Annotated in this window: 23 protein-coding genes and 3 pseudogenes; 14 read left to right on the top strand and 12 right to left on the bottom strand. The window is 40.1% G+C overall.

Features of this window, described 5'->3' with window-relative positions:
- Positions 1–51 precede the first annotated feature (51 nt).
- From HMPREF9446_RS13455 to HMPREF9446_RS13425, 8 genes are all read left to right on the top strand, one after another.
- Complete coding sequence (locus HMPREF9446_RS13455) at positions 52–879, top strand: helix-turn-helix domain-containing protein (protein ID WP_039969607.1); 828 nt, start codon at positions 52–54, stop codon at positions 877–879.
- Between the two features lie 91 nt (positions 880–970).
- Positions 971–2,131 (top strand): iron-containing alcohol dehydrogenase, encoded by a 1,161-nt coding sequence (locus HMPREF9446_RS13450; RefSeq protein ID WP_009126245.1) that lies wholly within the window; start codon positions 971–973, stop codon positions 2,129–2,131.
- Between the two features lies 1 nt (position 2,132).
- Complete coding sequence (locus tag HMPREF9446_RS13445; RefSeq protein WP_009126244.1) at positions 2,133–2,681, top strand: flavodoxin family protein; 549 nt, start codon at positions 2,133–2,135, stop codon at positions 2,679–2,681.
- A gap of 11 nt (positions 2,682–2,692) precedes the next feature.
- On the top strand, positions 2,693–3,334 hold the full coding sequence (locus tag HMPREF9446_RS13440) for an NAD(P)-binding oxidoreductase (RefSeq protein ID WP_009126243.1): 642 nt from the start codon (positions 2,693–2,695) through the stop codon (positions 3,332–3,334).
- 23 nt (positions 3,335–3,357) lie between these two features.
- On the top strand, positions 3,358–4,422 hold the full coding sequence (locus HMPREF9446_RS13435) for an MBL fold metallo-hydrolase (protein ID WP_039969642.1): 1,065 nt from the start codon (positions 3,358–3,360) through the stop codon (positions 4,420–4,422).
- 54 nt (positions 4,423–4,476) lie between these two features.
- Positions 4,477–4,719, top strand: coding sequence for a hypothetical protein (locus HMPREF9446_RS19200; protein ID WP_009126241.1), 243 nt, complete (start codon positions 4,477–4,479; stop codon positions 4,717–4,719).
- Entirely contained in the window at positions 4,673–5,092 is a 420-nt protein-coding gene (locus HMPREF9446_RS13430; RefSeq protein WP_039969604.1) for an RteC domain-containing protein, read from the top strand. Before HMPREF9446_RS19200 ends, HMPREF9446_RS13430 begins: the two co-directional genes overlap by 47 nt.
- Positions 5,093–5,218: 126 nt before the next feature.
- Positions 5,219–5,551, top strand: a complete 333-nt coding sequence (locus tag HMPREF9446_RS13425; protein WP_005645903.1) for a helix-turn-helix domain-containing protein — start codon at positions 5,219–5,221, stop codon at positions 5,549–5,551.
- Positions 5,552–5,593: 42 nt separating this feature from the next.
- Here the strand turns inward: HMPREF9446_RS13425 and HMPREF9446_RS13420 are convergent.
- Positions 5,594–6,136 (bottom strand): annotated as a pseudogene (locus tag HMPREF9446_RS13420) (hypothetical protein); the annotation flags it as partial.
- A gap of 353 nt (positions 6,137–6,489) precedes the next feature.
- Here HMPREF9446_RS13420 and HMPREF9446_RS13415 point away from each other — a divergent pair.
- Positions 6,490–6,777, top strand: coding sequence for a helix-turn-helix domain-containing protein (locus HMPREF9446_RS13415; protein WP_039969599.1), 288 nt, complete (start codon positions 6,490–6,492; stop codon positions 6,775–6,777).
- 4 nt (positions 6,778–6,781) lie between these two features.
- Positions 6,782–7,078: a helix-turn-helix domain-containing protein gene (locus HMPREF9446_RS13410; protein ID WP_009126236.1), complete on the top strand. Its 297-nt coding sequence runs from the start codon at positions 6,782–6,784 to the stop codon at positions 7,076–7,078.
- A gap of 13 nt (positions 7,079–7,091) precedes the next feature.
- On the opposite strand, the gene HMPREF9446_RS13405 is transcribed toward HMPREF9446_RS13410, so the two are convergent.
- The 4 genes and pseudogenes from HMPREF9446_RS13405 to HMPREF9446_RS18440 form a co-directional block, all read right to left on the bottom strand.
- Entirely contained in the window at positions 7,092–7,481 is a 390-nt protein-coding gene (locus HMPREF9446_RS13405) for a protein-export chaperone SecB (protein WP_009126235.1), read from the bottom strand.
- A 4-nt stretch (positions 7,482–7,485) separates the two neighbouring features.
- A complete protein-coding gene (locus tag HMPREF9446_RS13400; RefSeq protein WP_009126234.1) occupies positions 7,486–7,800 on the bottom strand; it encodes a hypothetical protein in 315 nt (104 codons plus the stop codon).
- Positions 7,801–7,802: 2 nt separating this feature from the next.
- Entirely contained in the window at positions 7,803–8,366 is a 564-nt protein-coding gene (locus HMPREF9446_RS13395; RefSeq protein ID WP_009126233.1) for a hypothetical protein, read from the bottom strand.
- Between the two features lie 212 nt (positions 8,367–8,578).
- Positions 8,579–8,773: pseudogene (locus HMPREF9446_RS18440) on the bottom strand (tyrosine-type recombinase/integrase); the annotation flags it as partial.
- Between the two features lie 280 nt (positions 8,774–9,053).
- Between HMPREF9446_RS18440 and HMPREF9446_RS13390 the strand changes: the two are divergent.
- Both HMPREF9446_RS13390 and HMPREF9446_RS13385 read left to right on the top strand, forming a co-directional pair.
- Positions 9,054–10,283: a site-specific integrase gene (locus HMPREF9446_RS13390; RefSeq protein WP_039969639.1), complete on the top strand. Its 1,230-nt coding sequence runs from the start codon at positions 9,054–9,056 to the stop codon at positions 10,281–10,283.
- Between the two features lie 20 nt (positions 10,284–10,303).
- Positions 10,304–11,515, top strand: coding sequence for a site-specific integrase (locus tag HMPREF9446_RS13385; protein WP_009126229.1), 1,212 nt, complete (start codon positions 10,304–10,306; stop codon positions 11,513–11,515).
- Between the two features lie 379 nt (positions 11,516–11,894).
- Here HMPREF9446_RS13385 and HMPREF9446_RS13380 read toward each other — a convergent pair whose 3' ends face one another.
- The 4 genes and pseudogenes from HMPREF9446_RS13380 to HMPREF9446_RS13365 form a co-directional block, all read right to left on the bottom strand.
- Complete coding sequence (locus HMPREF9446_RS13380; RefSeq protein ID WP_009126228.1) at positions 11,895–15,011, bottom strand: SIR2 family protein; 3,117 nt, start codon at positions 15,009–15,011, stop codon at positions 11,895–11,897.
- A 44-nt stretch (positions 15,012–15,055) separates the two neighbouring features.
- A complete protein-coding gene (locus HMPREF9446_RS13375; RefSeq protein ID WP_009126227.1) occupies positions 15,056–16,339 on the bottom strand; it encodes an ATP-binding protein in 1,284 nt (427 codons plus the stop codon).
- Between the two features lie 94 nt (positions 16,340–16,433).
- Positions 16,434–16,751, bottom strand: a pseudogene (locus tag HMPREF9446_RS13370) (VapE domain-containing protein); the annotation flags it as partial.
- Positions 16,732–17,040: a helix-turn-helix domain-containing protein gene (locus HMPREF9446_RS13365; RefSeq protein ID WP_009126225.1), complete on the bottom strand. Its 309-nt coding sequence runs from the start codon at positions 17,038–17,040 to the stop codon at positions 16,732–16,734. The pseudogene HMPREF9446_RS13370 and the gene HMPREF9446_RS13365, both read right to left, overlap by 20 nt.
- A gap of 339 nt (positions 17,041–17,379) precedes the next feature.
- Here HMPREF9446_RS13365 and HMPREF9446_RS13360 point away from each other — a divergent pair, with 339 nt between their 5' ends.
- Positions 17,380–17,667: a helix-turn-helix domain-containing protein gene (locus tag HMPREF9446_RS13360; protein ID WP_039969595.1), complete on the top strand. Its 288-nt coding sequence runs from the start codon at positions 17,380–17,382 to the stop codon at positions 17,665–17,667.
- Between the two features lie 4 nt (positions 17,668–17,671).
- Positions 17,672–17,953, top strand: a complete 282-nt coding sequence (locus HMPREF9446_RS13355; RefSeq protein ID WP_009126223.1) for a helix-turn-helix domain-containing protein — start codon at positions 17,672–17,674, stop codon at positions 17,951–17,953.
- A 71-nt stretch (positions 17,954–18,024) separates the two neighbouring features.
- Here the strand turns inward: HMPREF9446_RS13355 and HMPREF9446_RS13350 are convergent, their stop codons facing one another.
- From HMPREF9446_RS13350 to HMPREF9446_RS13340, 3 genes are read right to left on the bottom strand one after another with little or no spacing between them, the layout of a single operon-like run.
- Positions 18,025–19,008, bottom strand: a complete 984-nt coding sequence (locus HMPREF9446_RS13350; protein WP_009126222.1) for a DUF262 domain-containing protein — start codon at positions 19,006–19,008, stop codon at positions 18,025–18,027.
- A 10-nt stretch (positions 19,009–19,018) separates the two neighbouring features.
- Positions 19,019–19,612, bottom strand: coding sequence for a hypothetical protein (locus HMPREF9446_RS13345; protein WP_009126221.1), 594 nt, complete (start codon positions 19,610–19,612; stop codon positions 19,019–19,021).
- 44 nt (positions 19,613–19,656) lie between these two features.
- On the bottom strand, positions 19,657–20,889 hold the full coding sequence (locus tag HMPREF9446_RS13340) for a site-specific integrase (protein WP_009126220.1): 1,233 nt from the start codon (positions 20,887–20,889) through the stop codon (positions 19,657–19,659).
- Between the last annotated feature and the right edge of the window lie 632 nt (positions 20,890–21,521).

Raw genomic sequence — 21,521 nt, 5'->3', positions numbered from 1 at the left:
TTTGTACAAAATCAAAGAACATCTATTTTTGTAGTATTATAAGTATAGATTATGGTACAAACTGAAAAAGGTACATTAAGATTGAATTATTCAAATGTATTCCTCTGTTTTCATTTTAATAGTAGGCAGACTTGTCAGCATATGGTAAAAGACCATATGCTGGTTTATGTTTATTCAGGAGAGTTGTTGATAGAAAGTGGAACAAATAAAGAGGTTGTATCTCCCGGTGAATGTGTATTTCTTCCTAAAAACCATAAAGTAAATATAGCAAGGCAATCAGCAGAAGATGAACAATTCAAAGCAATTTTCTTGGTGTTTGACAGGAAGTTTCTGCGCAAATTCTATCAAGAGTATGAAAAAAAATTGCCTTTAGACAAAAGCAAAGAAAATATTCCCAACTGGTTGAAACTGCCTGATACAATGGCTATTAAAAGCCTATTTTATTCATTAATTCCTTTTCTCGAATCTTCTGTCAAGCCTACGGAAGAACTGATGAAACTGAAACAACAAGAGGGACTAATAGACCTACTGAACATTGACGAAAATCTTTGTACCACCCTGTTTGACTTTATAGAACCATGGAAAATAGATATTTGGGAGTTTATGAATGATAACTATATGTATGAACTATCTATCAGTGATATTGCGCTTTTTACAGGAAGAAGTTTGGCGGCATTCAAACGTGACTTTCAAAAAATAAGTTCCCTTCCTCCGCAAAAGTGGATTATGCAAAAGCGTTTGGAAGTGGCTTATCAAGAAATAAAAGAGGGGCAGAAAGCATCTGACATCTATTTAAAACTTGGTTTCAAAAGCCTTTCTCACTTTTCGACAGCTTTCAAGAAACAATATGGGAGTTCTCCACAACAACTTGCAGATTGAGCTTTTCAATAAACTGATTTGAGCCGCAGACGAAACCAACGCCTGCGGCTTCCGTTTTAACTTTGCAGCGTAATTAAAAACGGATAAATCAATGGAGAATTTTCAATTTTGTATCAGTACAAACGTATTATTTGGTAAAGACCAAATAGAAAACTTGCCTAATATTGTAAGCAGCTACGGGAAAAGAATATTATTAGTTTATGGGGGTGGCAGTATCAAACGGACAGGAATATATGAAACAATCAAATCCCTGCTTGCCCAATATGAAATTCATGAATTAGGCGGCATTGCCCCTAATCCCCGAATAGAAAATGTTTATGAGGGGGTAAGAATATGCAAGCAACAAAGCATTGACATTATTTTGGCTGTTGGCGGTGGCAGCGTCATTGATTGTTCAAAAGTCATTGCAGCCGCTTCTTGTACGGAAATAGATGCTTGGCAAATGATTATAAATCGCATGCCTGTCTCTGAAGCACTGCCTATTTGTGCCATTCCCACCATAGCGGCAACAGGAAGTGAAACAGATGCAGGAGCTGTCATTTCCAACCTTGCCACTAACGAGAAACGCTCTTTCTTCTCACCTAACATCATGCCGAAAGTAGCCATAATAGACCCTACCTATACATTTTCCGTTCCGGCTGCACAAACAGCGGCAGGTGCAGCAGATATTCTCTCACACTTGTTTGAACAATATTTTGTACCGCAAAGTACATTCATGGGAGATTTATTGGTGGAAAGTGTCATAAAAACTATTATCAAATACACTCCAACAGCTATGGCAGAACCGGAGAACTACGAAGCACGGGCACAATTGCTTTGGGGCAGCGCAATAGCTGATAACGCCACACTCTGTAATGGAAATAAGCTCTGTCCGTTCGGTGTTCATGGTATGGAACATGAACTGAGTGCTTATTACGATATTATACATGGGGTCGGGCTTGCCATACTTACTCCACGTTGGATGCGCCATGTGTTAAGCGATGCGACAGTAGAACGCTTTGCTCGTTTTGCACAAAATATATGGGATATTGCTTGTTCCGATGATAAGTACGAAATGGCAAATCAAGGAATTATTGCCACAGAACGCTTTTTCAAGAGTATCGGAATACCTATGACATTATCCGAATTAGGAATTGGCTGCGAACACTTTGAAGAAATGGCAAATCACGCCGTAGAAACAGAAGGACTTCTTTATGCCTATGTTCCTTTGACTAAAAATGACGTTATAACAATCTATAAAAACAGCCTGTAATATGCCGAAGAAAGTTTTAATATTAGAGGGAAGTGCAAGAAAAAACGGAAACACCGATTTGCTTAGTAATGAGTTTATGAACGGTGCGGAAAGTGTCGGTTTGCAAACCGAAAAAGTATATTTGCACGACAAGGAAATAAAGTGTTGCATTGGGTGTAGAAAATGCCAAAGCAACGGGAGTAATTGCATCCGCAAAGATGATGCTACTTCAATTCTACAAAAGATGTTAGATGCCGATTATATTGTATTAGCTTCTCCAGTTTATTTTTATAGTTTTACCGGGTTATTAAAGACGCTACTTGATAGAAGCTTTTCCATTGAAAAAAGGATGACAGGCAAAACCTTTTATCTGATTACGTCCGGTGGTGCGCCTGAACATAAATATTATGAAACGATAGAAACCTGCTATCTCAATTATATCGGTTGTTTTGAAAAAGCTGTAAACGGGGGTATCATCCACGCTTACGGAATGGAGCAAAAAGGTGATGTAAAGGGTTCGTCCATAATGCTTGATGCCTATAATAAGGGAAGAAGCTTACCATTAAATTGAAAATCAGAAATATGAAACATGTTATTTTATTTGGAGTTACTGGTAGTATTGGGAATTACATCATTAAAGCATTGGAAACGTTAAACGATGTAAGGCTTACTTTATTTGTCCGCAATAGCTTGAAATTAAGTAAGGAACAAAAAGAAAAGCATCGTATCATAGAGGGTGATGTAATGAATTACAAAAATGTGAAGGATGCACTGAAAGGACAAGATATTGTCTATTTCGGGTTGTCGGGAAATTTAGATGCAATGGTGAAGAATATCATAAAAGCCATGAAAGAGACGGATGTAAAAAAAATTATCGCAATCAGTTCAATGGGCATTTACGGCGCATCATGGAAAGCGACCCTTTGCAGAAAGAAAGATGCTCCGGGATTCTTGAATTCTATAATGCTTACAGTGATGAAACCAATGTTTCGGCAACATCGTAAGCTGGCGGACATCGTGGAAAATTCAGGACTGGACTATACGATATTACGTCCGGGTAGATTTACTTATGATGATGAAATTTCATATCAGATTACATACAAAGGAGAACCCGAATTAGGACGTGATATATCACGAAAAAGCATCGCACACTTTGTCATGAAGATAGTAAAAGCCCCCGAACAGTTTACAAATCAGAATATAAGTCTAACCAAAGGTGTTTGATTTTTACAATGAACCATAAGAAAATGATTATAATTATCACTTCAATTATTGCCGCTTTGGTTATAGGAACAATATTATTCCTGCATCAACCGAGTTTCGGACGTTTGCCGCAAGGTGAAAGATTGGAACGTATCAAACAGTCACCCAATTATCGGAATGGAGAATTTCGCAATCAGTCCCCCACCGAATTAATGACCGGAAAAGGAAATCGTTGGCAGACACTATTCGGTTTTCTCTTAGGTAACAAAATGAATATTCATCCCGACACTCCTGTTGCTACCATAAAAACCGATTTACAGAATCTTCCCAAAGACAAAGATTTGATGATATGGTTCGGGCATTCTTCTTATCTGCTCCAAATCTCAGGTAAACGGATATTGGTAGACCCGGTATTTTACGCTGCTTCACCCGTATCTTGGTTATATAAACCTTTTAAGGGTACTGATATCTATAAGCCGGAAGATATGCCCGAAATTGACTATCTGATTGTATCCCACGACCATTACGACCATTTGGAGTATCGGACTATTGTAGCATTGAAAGAACGTGTAGGTAAAGTTATCTGTCCTTTGGGTGTAGGAGAACATTTTGAGTGCTGGGGGTATGACAAAAAGCAACTCGTGGAACTGGACTGGAAGGAAAATGTAACACCAAGCAATGGCTTTACGGTGCATTGTTTACCTACTCGGCACTTCTCCGGCAGAAGCCTGAAAGCCAATCAAACACTTTGGGCTTCCTTTCTGATAGATACTCCCTCACTGAAAGTATATATCGGTGGCGACGGTGGATATGACAGGCATTTCAAGGAAATCGGCAAACAATATCCCAACATCGACTTAGCTATACTTGAAAACGGACAATACAATGAAGATTGGAAATACATTCACACAATGCCCGTACAGTTGGCACAAGTAGCTAAGGATTTGAAAGCAAAGAATATCATCACCGTGCATCATTCAAAATATGCGTTGGCAAGGCATCGTTGGGATGAACCGTTGCAAAATGAATTAACAATAATTCAAGATGATAGATTTAACTTACTGACACCCATAATCGGTGAAGTTACATTAATAAAAACAAACAAGTGATTATTTAATAAATGGTGGATGACCTATAAATAACATTAAACTTATATTGTAATTATGGTAAAACAGTTATTAGGACAGAGATTTTTCCGATTATTATCGGAATGCTCGCAGCGCAAAGTTTCTGCATCTGAACTTACAGAAGCTATCGAAGAATTGGCTACGCATGTAGCCGATTTCAGTATCAACGAACAGGATTATAGCGTATTGCTTCGTTATTTCTCCTTTGGTTTGCACCGTCTCAAATCGTACCGTGTATGGTTTGAGCAAGAAAAAAATGCCCTATCTGCATCTAATTGATGAAGCGATAGGGCTGTTAAACACCGAAATACGTCTTATCGAATGGCGCATCAAGTACCCGGAACAGTTGCGACAACACACCGATAAACAAGCCCTTTCCCCTCTCTTTCTTGCTGATAAGACAACCCTTATCAACATCATGGAAATGGTAAGCGGTCTGTTCCTCTCCAAAGACATCGTATATCAGAACGGCAAACCCGCCTACTTGGTGGACTTATCCAAAGCCTTTGAATGGCTTTTCAATATCAGGATAGGCGACTGTTACCAAAAACATGAGGACGTGATAAAACGAAAGCCGGGCAAACTGACCGGGTTTCTTAATGGATTGGTAGAACTTATCAAAAAGGAACATGACAAGAAAGGATATAGATAATCAGTAACTTATGATTTATAGGGGATTCCATTAGTTCCCCCGTAATTTCTTTGCACCTGTTTTCTGAACTTTGCTTCATCAATCGATTGACAGACCATAATGTATAATCAGAAAAATGAAGCAATCATGTATATAGACAATGACGATTTCAGCGTATGGATGCAGAAGCTGTACGCCAAACTGGAAGAACTCTGCAAGGATGTACGGGTACTGCGCAATGCCGACAGGGTACTGCCCGAAGATGACAACCTGCTGGATAATCAGGACTTGTGCCTGCTCTTCAAGGTGAGTATCAAGACCCTGCAACGCTACCGGGCTATCGGTGCGCTGCCGTACTTCACAATCAGCGGAAAAGTGTACTACAAGGCTTCCGATGTCCGGGAGTTCATCAAGGAGCGGTTCAGCGTCACCACGCTGCGCCAGTTCGAGAAAGAACACTGCACGAAGAAAAAGAAGTGAATTAAAAAGCCGGGGCGGTTCTGCTCCGGCATTGTTTTTGGTTTATGGCTTGCCCAGCTTGTCGGCTTCCTCCTTTAGCTGCTCGGCTTGTTCGTTCAACATCCTTGCCCGTTCCAACGCTTCCGCCTGCTTCCTGCTGCGGTATTCAAAGCCTTTCACCGAATCGGTCAGGCTTCGTATGAAAGCGTTGTCCCGTTCCCTGCTGAACTTCGTTTCCAGCAAATCAAGGCTGCTGCCGTCTGCCTTTCCTTTCATCAGGATATAGCGGTATTTTATATCATTGTCCTGTAACCGCTGCATTCTTTGTATAAACCGCACATTCAATGCAAGCGACACAAGACAAATGATTATCCCTGCTGAAAGAAGAAAGAACTTGGGCTTCAAATAGGGAGTTACCCGGTATGTCAGTTTGCCGTACCATGAAACGGGCGTTATTTCTCCGGTTGGTGTATCATCAGCCGGGAACAACACCTTTAACCGCTCCTTGAAATATCGGTGCGAGGTCACGATAAGCCCCTTTATATCTTCAAGGTCTTGTTTTGGGTTCTCGGACTGCCCTTTTCCGATACTGCCGATTTGGTTTAGAAAGGATTATTCATAGGTGCTTGTTTTTTGAATTAGCACCACAAATAAAATAAGAAAAATCGGTAAAAATCAAAGCGTCAGCCGTTTAGAATTGTTTTGCTGCGCTCTGCACCAAATTAATGTCGGCAAATAGAAAACGGCTTTGTGTTCATTACCTTACTTATTTAGGGAGTGGAGAAAAAACAGGTTTTTGGTTATCGGTTCGTTTCTTTCGTGTTGTTGTTGGGGTGGCGGTGGACATTTTCGGATACGCAAGGTCATTTGAGGACAGGAAGAAACAACCTGTCATTCAGCCTTATATATTTGCACCAGTGAAGAAAAACGGAGTATTGACAAGAATAAATATATCGGTTATGGAAATAGTGACGATTGAAAAGAAAACTTTTGAACTATGGAAACAGAGGTTTGAAAATTTTGTGGGGCGTGTGGATGCGCTCTGCGTGCCTTTACGCAGGAAGCGTGACAAGTGGCTGGATAACTGCGAAACCTGCCGTTTACTGAATGTTTCAGCCCGGACGATGCAGATCTACCGTGATACGGGGAAACTGCCTTATTCGCAGATTAACAATAAGATTTACTACAAGGCTTCGGACGTGGAAATATTTCTGCTCAACCAAGTAAGGAACAATTCTAAAAAGTAGGCGTATGGATTTGATAACGAAAGATTCCGAAACCACGCTGGTACTGTTTTCTTCCCTTGATAGGATGCTGGAAAACGTGGAGTATGTGGTAATGAACTATCGCCCTGTATTGAACGGTGAACACTACCTGACGGGCGATGAAGTGTGCGAGCGGCTTTGCATCAGCAAACGGACATTGCAGGATTACAGGGACACGGGGCTGCTGGGGTACGTGCAGCTTCCGGGAAAAATCATCTATCGGGAAAGCGAGATTGAAAGTTTATTGGAAGATTATTATATAAATAAAAGGCTACTGAAATAGTAGCCTTTATTTGTTACTTATTTTTTTTTGCAAGTTTTACAAAGTTAACAGAAGGTAGTATAATTGGAGAAAATCCTGATTGCAATGTTAAATTAGAAATATAAGAACGCACATAAGGAAATGCAATAGCAGGGGCATTAATTGTTAGGAAATCAGAATATTTAAATTTTTCATCAATATCTTCGTCTAACTCAAATAAAAATACCATTTCCATCAAAATGTTAAATTCTTCATCTTTGATATTAATGCGAAAACCTATTCCAAATTCTTTTGAGTTTTCTTCAGAAAAGAAATGTCCCATTGACAAATTAAATGAGTTCTTCTTTGTCTTTTTTTCTATTTGAATATCATTTATTTTAAATGATAAATTCTTTACTTTCCATTCTTTTAATTGTATATTCATATCTTTATGCAGCAAAAGGAATTGTACACTCTTTATTATAAACTATTTTAGAATCTTTTATAGCGTTGGAGCCTTTCACAAATTTCACATTTATGGATTCAAATGTTTGTGCTATCTTATATTCTGCGGCATAAGATATAAACTCTCTATAAGCTTTAGAGAGAGTATCATTTATATTTTGAAATTCTCCTTTATTTATAAGAATTTCATCACCGTTTGTAAGATTATATTTATCGGTAAGGATATAATATAATTCTTCTGCTGATATTTCGGCAAAATATTTATCTATTCTTTCTTTTAGATTATTATCTAATTTCATAATTAAATCCTCCCATTCTTAGTTATTTCTATGTTGACAATATTTTTTTGAGGATTATATACTGAGCAAATGGTGCAATTAGGAGTCCTGCGGGATAATTTAAAAACTCTATCTTCCTTTCTAATTTTGATATAAAAATTTCCTTTTGAAACTTCTATATCAAAAAGCTTTTCACCTCTTGCAAAGTTTATTAAATAGCCATCAATGTATTGTAATTTTTGCCCTATTTCAGCTAATTTAGAAGTACATTTTTTTTGTATATAATTTAATATTTCTATACCATCAGCCGTCGTAAGGTCTAAAAAATTTTCTTCTTTAACTTCTATTACTCCACGTAGAACAGCATATGATAGGAATTTGTTCTTTTTTGCTCTATTATCCCAAGCACTAATAACAGCCCATTGTTCTGCTTGTTTTTCGGGCTCAAGATTTATCCCTTGTACAAAAAAATATCCCCCATCTCCTAGCCATTCTTTGTCACCTAATGATGGTCTTAATCCATTACTTAATATACTATCAACAAGAGCATTATCAGTACCATGGAATCCTTCAAGTGTGATAGTCATATGCTCAAGCCTTTATTATATCGCTGCAAAGATAATAATTTATATTTGAAAATGAATTTTTCCGTCATATACTTCTCCCTATAATTATGAATAATTATAGGGAGAAGTATATGACTAATATAAATGATTTATTATCAAGTTGTTATATTAAATATGGCAATTTGATTGTTAGTACATTTTTTATACATATAAAGCCTTTTTATTTGCAATAATTATGATTTATTATTTTTTAATCGCTTCTCAACGGCTTGCATATCCCTTAATATCGTTTGGTCTAACACCTTTGCGTAATGCTGCGTCATTCGGGTGGATGAATGCCCCAGCATTTTAGCCACGTTCGGCAGTGACACGTTGTTAGCCAGCGCAATAACCGAAGCGAAACTGTGCCGGGCGACATGGAAAGAAATAAGTAATACGAGTAATGGCAACGAAAAGAAATCACAACGCAATTTGTTGGTAATTAGCTATTTTTCTATATTCTTCCACCTGAGAAAAAAGCAAAAAAGCGAGGCTTGTAGAGGATATTCAGTTACCAAATCGTTAGCAGGGCTGTTACCGGCAGGGATAAGGTAACGAAGAGCAGATCAAATAATTTAAAACAGCGATATATTACACTGATTGTCACAGTTTTGCATATCGAAGAACGCTTATAAAACAGGTAAATTTGCCATTAAAATTATGAGCGTTATGAAAGTAGAAAAATTCAAGGTGTTGCTCTACCTCAAAAAGAGCGGACTGGACAAGTCGGGCAAAGCCCCGATAATGGGACGCATCACCGTTAACCGAACGATGGCGCAGTTCAGCTGCAAACTCTCCTGCACTCCCGGCCTGTGGAATCCCCGTGAAAGCCGTCTGAACGGCAAGAGCAAGGAGGCAGTGGAAGTCAACGCAAAAATCGACAAGCTGCTGTTGGCTGTAAACTCTGCGTTCGACTCCCTTTTGGAACGAAAGACCGATTTCGATGCGACGGCAGTCAAGGAAGCCTTTCAAGGTAGCAAGGACACGCGGATGACACTGTTCAAACTCTTCGACAAGCATATCGAGGAAATCAGGGCACGTGTGGGCATCGATGTGTCTCACCGCACCTTGCCCAACTACCTTTACACCCGCAACCGTCTCGCAGATTTCGTCAGCGGCAGGTTCAAGGTATCCGACTTGGCTTTCTGCCAGCTCAACGAGCAGTTCATCCGGGAATTTCAGGAGTTTGTCGTGATAGAGAAAGGTCTGGGCGTCCAGACAGTGCGCCATTACCTGGCTATCCTGAAGAAGATCTGCCGCATAGCCTTCAAGGAGGGATATTCAGACAAATATTATTTTGAACACTACAAATTACCCAAGCAGAAGGAAACAGCTCCAAGAGCGTTAAGCAAGGAGGATTTCGAGAAGATACGGGATATAGAGCTTACCGGATGCCGCCCGGAACACTCCATTGTCAGGGACATGTTCCTTTTCGCCTGTTATGCCGGAACCTCGTACGTGGATGTCGTAGCTATTACGCCCGATAATCTCTCAAGGGACGATAACGGTGCGCTATGGCTGAAATACCGTAGGGGGAAGAACGGCCAACTGAGCCGGGTGAAACTGCTGCCCGAAGCGGTAGCCCTTATCGAGAAATACCGTGACGAAACACGGGCCACATTGTTTCCCGTAATTCCGTACCAAACCCTGAAATGGTGCCTGACGAGCATCAAAATAAAAGCCGATATCAAGGGACGTTTGTCCTACCACATGGGGCGGCACTCGTTCTCGACCCTCATGACCCTCGAAAACGGCGTACCTATCGAGACTGTCAGCAAGATGCTGGGTCACGCGGATATAAGGACCACCCAGGTGTACGCCCGTGTAACCCCTAAGAAACTTTTCGAGGACATGGACAAATACATCGAGGCGACAAAGGATCTGAAACTTGTTCTCTAACCCTTAAAAACGATTCAATCATGCGAAGTACATTTTCAATTCTATACTATATTAACCGTAGTAAGGTTAAAACGGACGGAACTACCGCTATTATGTGCCGTATCACCATTGACGGCAAGAACAGCGTGTTTGCCACGGGTTGCTACTGCAATCCCAAAGACTGGAAAGCCAAGACCGGAGAGGTCAGGGATGCAAGGACGAATAACCTCCTTGAAGCACTCCGCTCCAGAATAGAGACCTCATATGACAAGCTGTTGAAGGATGCTGGCATGGTCACGGCAGAAATGCTGAAGAACGAGATTACCTGCGTGGCAACCGTTCCGGTCACATTGCTGAAAGCCGGGGAAGAGGAACGGGAAAAGTTGAGAATCCGTTCCGAAGTGATAAATTCCACTTCCTCTTACCGCCAGTCCAAATCCTCACAGTCATACCTGCACGAGTACCTGCTGTCGCTGGGTATGCGGGACATCGCCTTTGAGGATATTACCGAAGACTTCGGCTGGGGCTATAAGCTCTACCTGAAATCCAAAGATTGCGGGGCGGGACATATCAACCACTGTCTTACATGGCTGAACAGGCTTGTCTATATTGCCGTGGACAGGGAGGTTATCCGCTTCAACCCGCTTGCCGACGTCCCATACGAAAAGAAGCCCGACTATAAGCTGAAGCATATCAGCAGAGCGGAACTTCAACGGATCATGGAACAGCCCATGCCGGAGAGGTTGCAGGAGCTTACCCGTAGGGCGTTCATCTTTTCAGCCTTCACGGGGCTGTCCTATGTCGATGTAAAACGGCTTTACCCCTCGCATATCGGAACAACCGCGGGCGGAAGACGCTTCATCCGTATCAACAGGAAGAAAACCGATGTCGAGTCCTTTATACCGTTACACCCCGTAGCCGAACAAATTTTGTCGCTGTACAATACAACCGATGACGGCAGACCGGTATTCCCTCTTCCCAACCGGAACAGGCTTTGGTACTGCATCCACGAGATAGGGATATTGGCAGGTGTGAAAGAGAATCTCAGCTACCACGCGAGCAGGCATTCGTTCGGAACCTTGACGCTTTCGGCAGGTGTGCCGATCGAGAGCATCAGCAAGATGATGGGGCGCACGAACATCAGGACCACGCAAGGCTATGCAAAAGTGACCGATGATAAAATCTCTGAAGACATGGATCGACTGATGGAACGGTGGAATGCGATGGGTGATAACAGCCCGGCTAAAAAATGACAGCCCGTCCCGGCCGTGTTCCGCTGTAATTCAAGATAGCCCGAGCCCCGAGAGTGTGCAAGGTCAGGCGGCCTTGCCGTCACGTGACAAATCTTCCTCGGCGTTGCCGAGCGTATTTGCCACGTGAACCTTGCGCCTCGTCGGAAGCCCGGGCAAAATAATGGGTACAGCGGAAACGACCGATCCGACGGGAACAGTCAGAAAGATAACATCAAGATATAACGGAAAGATGCCGGGGGAAAGGCGGCTTTATACCAAAGCCCCGTCGGCATTTCTTTTTTCCAGACGGCAAACTCCCTCACCTCCAAGAAACAGTCATGGCTGGCGCACGTTTCTTCCTATCCGTTTTCAATATGTTCTTTTCATTGATTTCATTATTTTAAATGAACAGCCGATAATCAAATGTCTGTTCAGATTTATGACGCAACAAGTGGCTCACTTGTGCCAATGTATTGGATGTATCGATAGTTGCCGGCAATTTAGTATATAAATTAAATGAATTCCAATTCATCTTAGTAAATCCCAATATTTCAGTAGCAATTGTTTGCACTGTACTACTGCCTGAATATCGGGTTATTTTTAGCGGAGCAGGTATTCCAATTCCACCGGGATAGTACGACAGACTCTCACTTCTTATAGATGGCACAATTCCATGGGTCCACAGCAAAAAAGTATTATCAGATATTACGATATATGCTCCACGTTTGATAGGGTAATTATGAATGCCCATTCCATAGCGGTTTATATCATACGGTAACTCTTTCCGTTCGCTTTCAAATTCGATGGTTAATAATTCCACAGTTTCTATACCAGCGGCTTTCAATGAATCCTTTATTCCATTAATTTCGTCATTTCTAAAGTGTGTTCTTTTATGAATTACAACCCTACCTGGAAGTTTGTCCATGGATTCAAGGAATAAATTTTGAATCATCGTGCCGAATTTATAAGCTTCTTCATAAGACATGTAAGGGTTATTCTTTCTGTCAAAAATAGGATTATTGACTTTTTGCAATTTGTATTTTAGACCTTCCCCAAAACGATTATAAATATGACTACATCCCATTACTACATGTCGCTCATCATCCACTTTAGATAATATGCTGTATCCAATACCTGCATAAGCAGTGTTCTCATCTAAAGATGCCAATGTCCATGGAGTCCGTAAAGATTTAACATATATAGCTAAAGACAACCACCATATTTTCTCACATAGCATTATATCAGTAAGAGTCTTTTCTTCAATTAATTGAGTCGTAATGCCACGTGAAGCACAATAAGCTTTAATATAATTATGAAGATCTATCTTTTCGCCTTTATGATTCAATGTCTTGAATTTTTCCCATTCCTTTGGTATAAAAATAAGTATGACTGACTGTCCATTAATAGCCAGTCTATTAATCTTTTGTGTTATGTCGGCAGCAATCTCATATGCAGAAGTATAATCTAATTTTGAATACTGCCATTTATCCGTTCCCGGAGAAGGAATAAATAATTGGGTATGGTATGCGCTATTAAATCCGGGATAGTCTACAAGATAATCGTGGTCTTTTTTTACTGGTGACAAGTTTCTCGATAGATTAGAAATAAAACCGGCAAACCTATTTGACTTTTCTATAGGAGCTATCACACTTAATGATACCCCGATAGAGAACTTTTCATCTTTCCAATAATCTGTAGGCTTGTTCCTAACCAATCCACGCATTTGATTCCAATCAAAATTATCCCTTTCTGCATTAATAGATGGAAAACAGAGCAGAGGTTCCGGTATAATTCCACCTCTAAAAAGTATCCTGCTACTAAGCTGCTGTGGGATGACAATTGCAAGATCTTGATCTTTTCCCAATAGAAGGGACAGTGAACTGTTATTGCTTATTTGGAATTGAAATCTTTCGTTACCTTTAGGAATGCAGAACCTCAAATGATTGTTCTTAAATATGATACTTTCCCACTCCTTAAGTGTTTCGTCATATTTTTTATTCCATAGTTTAGAAAAATACTGGCGAGAAATCTCCTGTCGTTGTTCTTTAGGCATATTCTTATCGGTAAAGAAAAGTTCAGGACGCAGAGACAGGGCTGCATACTCTTTACCTTCGATAAAATTTAATCCAATAGACAAAGCATACAAAACCGGCATCCCATTCACATTCTTAAAGACTTTGTCACCCCATATTAACCTTTTCCCGAAAGAACAATTGAGACATGTCAATTTGCTCAATCCATATAAAATAGCCTTTAAAAATATTGATTTGAAAGCACCATTGGCACTTATGTCCTTCAATGAAATAGGGGTTCTTACAATGTCACCTGTAAAGTATTCTTTCAATTCAGATTCCAAGTCTGAATATGAAGCTATGGCATAGAGGGTTCCTTTTTGCTCGGCGATGAAAATAGGCTTATTTTTGACAACTTTTCGGATATCAACGATATTGGCTCCAGATTTAAGATCTACTTTCAATAAGGAATCCGGTAGTTTTATTGGATATAGATTGTCACGGAGCAGATAACGGGCACAATGTCCTTTCACTTTAAATGGTTCAAGTTTAACGCTCTCCCGGTATTTCGCCATTTCAGACATCACGACATCATACATCTCTCTATTACCATCAGACAACGCTAACGATAATGATATCATCGTTTTATCAAAGCTCTCTACCTGAATATAAAAAGCTTCGCGACCAGAATTTCTAATATCTTGTATCAAAGACAAAACTTTAGGAGAAGGAAACTCCTCTATTCCACACCAATATAATCTGCCGGCCCCGGAAGTGGTAAATGTATTTTTCAAGGCGGACATCAATGAATTATCCCGACCACTATAACCTAATACAACCAAATGCCTTGTTGTGAAATAATAAGTCATAACCTGACAGAAAACTTCAGACTGGTTATCAAGTTCAGTAGAAGTATTTTTTAATGTTGAGTATTTGTAGTCTCCATGTAACGAGATACACATTAACTCTGTATTAGATATGGTTCTATAGATATCTTGTTGATTATCCAATGTTATGACTTTAGGGGTAATATTCATTTGATGAGCCGCTCTCTCTGTCATACCATCAAAATTAGTTGTCCAGACAGATTCTACTATCGAATACTTATTTAATAGACATAATAACCGATAACCTACATAGGGTACTTTGTCGTGAATTAAACTATTAAAATAACGCACCCTGTCTGAAGCGATTGGATGGGCTTTTTCTGCATAAAAGACATACTCATCTTCTGCTCCCAATGCAGGATAACCTCCTTGCGCATCCAACCATTTTTGGATTTGTGTTTTCGCAAATTTGGAACGCGCATCCGGGAAATTTATACGGTGGCTTTCATTATATCGGCAGTATATTTCTCTTTTCCAATCCCAGATGCAATCTGAGGCAGATTGTACGCCTGAAGACAATGAGGTTCCAGCTCCAAGTAAGAAACCGAATTTAGAATCCCGGTTCTGTCGTACAGAACTTATGAATTCGCCATATTCTAATATATTATGACTCTCCATATTACATAAAGGTAATTAAATGTTCTTTTCTAAAAGATATTCGACTATATAACAGGAACACAATATAATGGCATATTAGTCATCCATTCTTCTTGTCTGTAATCGGACATGGAAGTCCGATATGCCGTATCGGGATGATTGTCCAAAACAAACTGTTTAAGGCTTTTAGCCTTGAGATTTTCTTCCGCCTTTACTTCAATCGGAACTATACCACCATTAGTCTGTATTAAAAAGTCTATTTCCTGACGAGCATTCGGTTTAGACCAGTAGAATGGTTCATGTTTCAATTTAAGCTGCTGCAAGACATATTGCTCCGTCAACGCTCCTTTGAATTCTGTGAAAATATTGTTACCTCTGACTATAGTATCCGAGTCCAGATTGCACATGGCTCCCAGCAAACCTATATCTACGGCAAAAATCTTAAAAGAAGATTTGTCCTCGTAGCTCTTTAATGGCAGGCGGGGTGCGGACACATTATTGACACGATGAATCAGGCCACCGTCGAAAAGCCACTGAAGGGCGATCTCGTATTCCCGTGCCCGGGCACCTTCCCTGACAACTCCGTACAGAAACTTACGGTTCTCCTTACTGAGTTGAGCTGGCAAAGAATTCCATAGCTGTCTTATACGCGGGACAATTTCTTCTGGGGCATGCTTTGAAAAATCCCTGTCATAGCTTTCAAGTATTTCATTCTGAATATCCCTGACTTCAAGCCAGTCACGTGTCTCGCTGAATGCCAGAACAGCTTCCGGCATACCCCCGACATAATAATAATGTTTGAGCAGGTCTTTCAGTTTAGGTCCGAAAAGCTTGATGTTCTCCCAATCACGCTTTGCGATAAATCCAGCCAATGCCCGTTCCCCGACTGCATCAAGAAACTCAAGAAAACTCATGGGGTGAAGTGTCATGAACTGTACCTTTCCCACAGGAAAAGAGGCCTGCCTGTGCAGTTCCAACCCCAAGAGAGAGCCGGCAGCAATGATATGATAATCAGAGGCATTTTCATAAAAATACTTCAATGCAGTAACGCCATTCGGAGCCTCTTGAATTTCATCAAGAAAAATCAACGTCTTGCCAGGTATGCAGTTCTGATGGGCGGCGGCTCCTATGGCAGAAATTATCCTTGTCACGTCAAAGTCCGTTTCAAATAGGTTGCGTAAATATATTTGCTCCTCAAAATTTATATACGCAATATTATCATAGTGCTTACAGGCAAAGTCCTTGACGAGCCAAGTCTTTCCAACCTGCCTTGCTCCTTCTATTATAAGTGGCTTGCGTCTACGGGCATCTTTCCACTTAACCAGTTCATTTATAGCATATCTATCCATGGTTAAACTATTTATTCACATTTAATGAATGAAATACACAGCAAATATACACATAAAATGAACGAAAAACAACAGAATTACACACATAAAATGAATGAAAAAGGGGCAGGGCGTTGAAATACTCCTGTATGGGGTGAGCCTTTCTTGCGAAGTCGCTTTCCAGTATCATGCGTATGTTGTCGGTCGAGGTGGCTATGTCAGCCGTTGCGTCCAGCCTGCGCCTGAAAGTGTTCAGGGCGAATTTTGTAACGGGCTGGTACAAGTCCGAAGAACCCGCAGTCCGGTATTCCGTCCGGCTCTTTACGGTGTTGAACCGGAAATCATACAGGACGTTCAACAGGCTTTCGATACGCTCGTTCTTTGACTGCCAGCCCTCGATATGCCGTGTTTCATCACCTCTTTTCTTTTTCATCGGGAAGTCTGTTAGAAGCCGGGACATACTGCTGCTGCATCCACTTTTTGAGTTCCTCCATGTCGAAACGCAGGGTACGCCCACGCTTGACACACGGTATCATCCCCTTGCTGGCTAAATGATACAGGTAATTGACCGAATACCCGGTTATGCCGCTGGCAACGGATATTTTGACTAACACAGGCTCTTTTTCGTCCTGCCGTTCTTCGGGTTGTGCGCCCGTGACCGGGGCAATCATCTTTTCGATGTTCTCCAGCCGTTTGAAAATTTCTTCGAAAGGATTATTCATAGGTGCTTGTTTTTTGAATTAGCACCACAAATAAAATAAGAAAAATCGGTAAAAATCAAAGCGTCAGCCGTTTAGAATTGTTTTGCTGCGCTCTGCACCAAATTAATGTCGGCAAATAGAAAACGGCTTTGTGTTCATTACCTTACTTATTTAGGGAGTGGAGAAAAACCGGAGTTCTTGTTATCGGTTCGTTTCTTTCATGCCGTTCTTGGGTTGGCGGTAGCCATTTTCGGACAGGCAAGGTCATTTTCGGACAGAGATAAACAATCTGCTATTCAGTCTTATATATTTGCACCAGTGAAGAAAAACGGAGTATTGACAAGAATAAATATATCGGTTATGGAAATAGTGACGATTGAAAAGAAAACTTTTGAACTATGGAAACAGAGGTTTGAAAATTTTGTGGGGCGTGTGGATACGCTCTGCGTGCCTTTGTGCAGGAAGCATGACAAATGGCTGGATAACTGCGAAACCTGCCGTTTGCTGAACGTTTCAGCCCGGACGATGCAGACCTACCGTGACACGGGGAGACTGCCTTATTCGCAGATTAACGGCAAGATTTACTACAAGGCTGCGGACGTGGAAGTCTTTCTGCTCGACCAAGTAAGGGACAATTCTAAAAAGTAGGCGTATGGATTTGATAACGAAAGATTCCGAAACTACGCTGGTGCTGTTTTCTTCACTTGACAGGGTGCTGGAAAACGTGGAGTACGTGGTAATGAACTATCGCCCGGTATTGAACGGTGAACACTACCTGACGGGCGATGAAGTGTGCAGGCGGCTTTGCATCAGCAAACGGACGTTGCAGGATTACAGGGACACGGGGCTGCTGGGCTACGTGCAGCTTCCGGGAAAAATCATCTACCGGGAAAGTGACATCATGGATTTGTTGGAAAGGTTCTATCAGAAATGAAATCTTGCCTATATTTTAAAATAAAGCCAGCAATACAGTTTTACAAAAATGCAATTGCTGGCTTTATTTTATTAGAAAACTTGTTCTCTAAAAATCCGTCCTCTTTCTACGCGCGCATTTCGGCTATTTGTTCCAGTATACATATATGAATAATAAATTCCAAAGTCATTGCTTTTATCCCCTTTATTTTGGATTATATTACTTTCAAATAGAACAAGTTTTTCTTTAAGATTTGGTGTTATATCTTCTTTCCATATTAATTCCATTAAAAGAGTAAGGAAATTAGATTTTCTAAACCAAATAGAATCATTGGGAAGTTCTAATTCACATATATGATTAATAATAGACGAGAATACTCCTTTTATATGTTCTTTATTTTCATAATTATCATTAAACCTTACAATGTAATCTTCTGTATTTTTATTCCCAACAAAATATCCCCCCTCTTCATATGTAGCCATTGCTAGAAGTATGAAATTTAAATCACCCATCCTTGATATTTCAATGTCATTGAAAACGGGTAGTTGATTGATTGGAAAATCATCTAGAATTTCTTTAGCAGTAGTAATAAATTCACCATCATAAATAGCATTTTGAATTTCTATTTGTTCTAAATTGAACTTTGTTTGATTAATCCTTCTAAAAACTTCTTTTATAGTATTAGGTTCTACATCTTGCAAGTCTCTAATAACAACATTGTAATTTAAGAAGTCTTCTTTAGCTTTTTGTTCTAAGTCTTTATATTTAGGCACTTTCTTCCCAAAATCAGGGTTGTTTTCATTTATATATTGCATTATAGTTGTTAGTCTTTGTTGTCCATCAACTACAACTTGCTGGCTTTGTAGTGTTTCAACGTCTATACCTGATTGTGCAATATAAATTTCAGGAAATGGATACCCTGATAGAATCGTATCAATAAAAGCTTCTTTGTGAGAAGGATTCCATACTAATTTTCTTTGGAACTCAGGTTGTAAAATAAGTTCACCTCTTCGTATCATACCTACAAGGTCTGATATTTTTTTACTACTGGGACTTGACGGTAATTGCTTCGACATAATTATATTTTTAACTTGTTATTTTATACAATGATTCCGTATAATACTTTTCCAAATAAAAATAGTTCTTGAATAAACCTCCTGATACAGAATAGTTCCCCACTGAACTTTTTCCATTTGATATAGAACGAAAATAATTAAACCAATCGTCTTTTATTGTTTCATTTTGAATAGATACAGGTAATTTGTCAGGACGCATCCAGCCTTTTATCATATATTTAAGAAATGTTGTATACTGTGCGTACTGGTTTGAACTGAGATTTATTAATCCTTTCTCTATATCGTATTGATAATTACAGATTTTAGAATAAAAAAGCTCAAATAAACGTTCATTTACTATAACAACATCTATGTCAGAATTTAGGGAAAATACACTATTTTTATGGTAGCTAAATCCTAATTTTGCAGAACCTACAATAAATACCTCATGAAAGCCAATATCAAATTGTTTAGCTATATTAGCCCGAAAATCGAAATAATCATTTTCCCGTCTCTCAAAAACATAAGGAATTCCATGCAAAATATACTTTCTCGTAATTTGCAAATAATCTTGTTCTGATGTTGCGGCTTGAACTGTTGCTATAAAGTCATCTCTATTTATCATAATGCTTATCAATCTTTTGCAAAGATATTTTTTTTGATGAGAACCTACAAATTTTTTAATTGTTTCTCAACGGCTTGCATGTCCCTTAATATCGTTTGGTCTAATACCTTTGCGTAGTGCTGTGTCATTCGGGTGGATGAATGCCCCAGCATTTTAGCCACGTTCGGCAGTGACACGTTGTTAGCCAGTGCGATAACCGAAGCGAAACTGTGCCGGGCTGTGTGCGTGGTCAGGTTCTTTTTAATACCGCACAGGTCGGCAATCTCTTTCAGGTAGCTGTTCATCTTCTGATTGCAGGGAACGGGCAACAAAGTTCCTTTATCCATGCAGTAAGGATTATCCTTATACTTTTCAAGTATCTGTTTGGGAATGCTCAAAAGCGGGATGTTGCAGATATTGTTTGTCTTTTCACGGGGTTTCACTATCCACAGGTTGCCGTTGTTGTCCTCTAAAACGTGTTCGGGGCGCAAGTTATACACGTCTATGAATGCCAGCCCGGTATATACGCAGAAGATAAAGACATCCCGTACCAGTTCCAGCCGTTCAATCCTGAACTCTTTCTGCCATATCCGGTTTATCTCGGCTTGGCTTAGGAACTGTTTGTTTACCTCCACCTCGTGAAACTTGATTCCGGCAAACGGGTTCTTTGTCAGCCACTCGTTGGCAATGGCAAGGTTTATCACTTTCTTAAAACATTTCATGTACCGGATAACGGTGTTCTGTGCGCAATGTTTCTCCGTCTTTAGGTATAAATCGAATTTACGCACCAGTTCTCCGCTTACCTCACGCAGTAGCATATCATCTACCTTGTAATCCCGTTTAACCAGTTCCATGAGGTATTTAAGGCAGTTATCGTAACGTCTTACGGTAATATCGGCATAATCCGTCCCGATTAGTTTCCGGCAATTGTCGTTATGTTCCTTGAATACATTATACAATGTCTTGAAAGTTTCGTCCTTTCCCTGATAGCGGTTCACTATGGCACGTGCGGAGATAATCTTTCCCTCCAGTTCCAAGTCTTGGTAAATCTGATAGAATTTCACACGCAGGGCGTCAATGTAACGGTTAAGTTCCACCAGGGAATGAATCTCCTCTCCAAGACCGGTATAACGGTCATATACTTTCTTTGCCGTGACAAATGTATCGTGGTCGCAAATATACTGATAGTGTTTTCCTATCCGAACCTTGATATTCTCCAGCTCCCTGTTCAAGCGTCTTGCCTCTTCCGATTTCCCCTTCGCACAGTTTCCCTTTGCATCCCATAAGGAGATAGGCACATCACACTTACAGCTGAAACTTGCAGTTGTACCATTGATTGTTATAGCTCAGGGGGCTCCATCATAAAGTTTAAAAACATAATTTATCCGTCATGCTGTCACGGAATGTGCTCTATCAATTTGATACATAGATATATATCCCGTGATGGATACCCGTGATAGATGCGTGATGGCTCCTTTATCTGTCACACTCTTGAAAGAGTCAACTGATATTATAACTAAGTATTAACTCCGTCAACCATCCTTACAAGTAAGATTAAGGAGTAATCAATCTAAAGCATTAAACCACACCTAACTCATTAGTTCACAGCAGCGAACAAAATGTTCTATGCTACAAAACACTTTGTTTGATTCATTCAAAACAAAGTGTTTTCCACAAGAAAAACGAATAGTTCGGATAAGGAAAACAAAACGTTTAGTTTAGGGAAACAAATTGTTTGGATATAGGAAACAAACCGTCTGCTATGAGGAACAGAAATGAACGATAAGAAACAGCTAAGGCGGTGCTTCAGCATCGTTACGCACGAGTATAAGCATTTTTACTGCAATAACAAGCGATGGACAATATTTCTTAAATGAAAAAGCCGTGCCACAAGTACACGGCTCTTTCATTTAAGCTTTGAATTAGATCC

The organism is Bacteroides fluxus YIT 12057 (assembly GCF_000195635.1).
Classification (GTDB): Bacteria; Bacteroidota; Bacteroidia; order Bacteroidales; family Bacteroidaceae; genus Bacteroides; species Bacteroides fluxus.
Note: the sequence above shows the minus strand (reverse complement) of the source record. Positions and strands in the feature narration are given on the sequence as shown.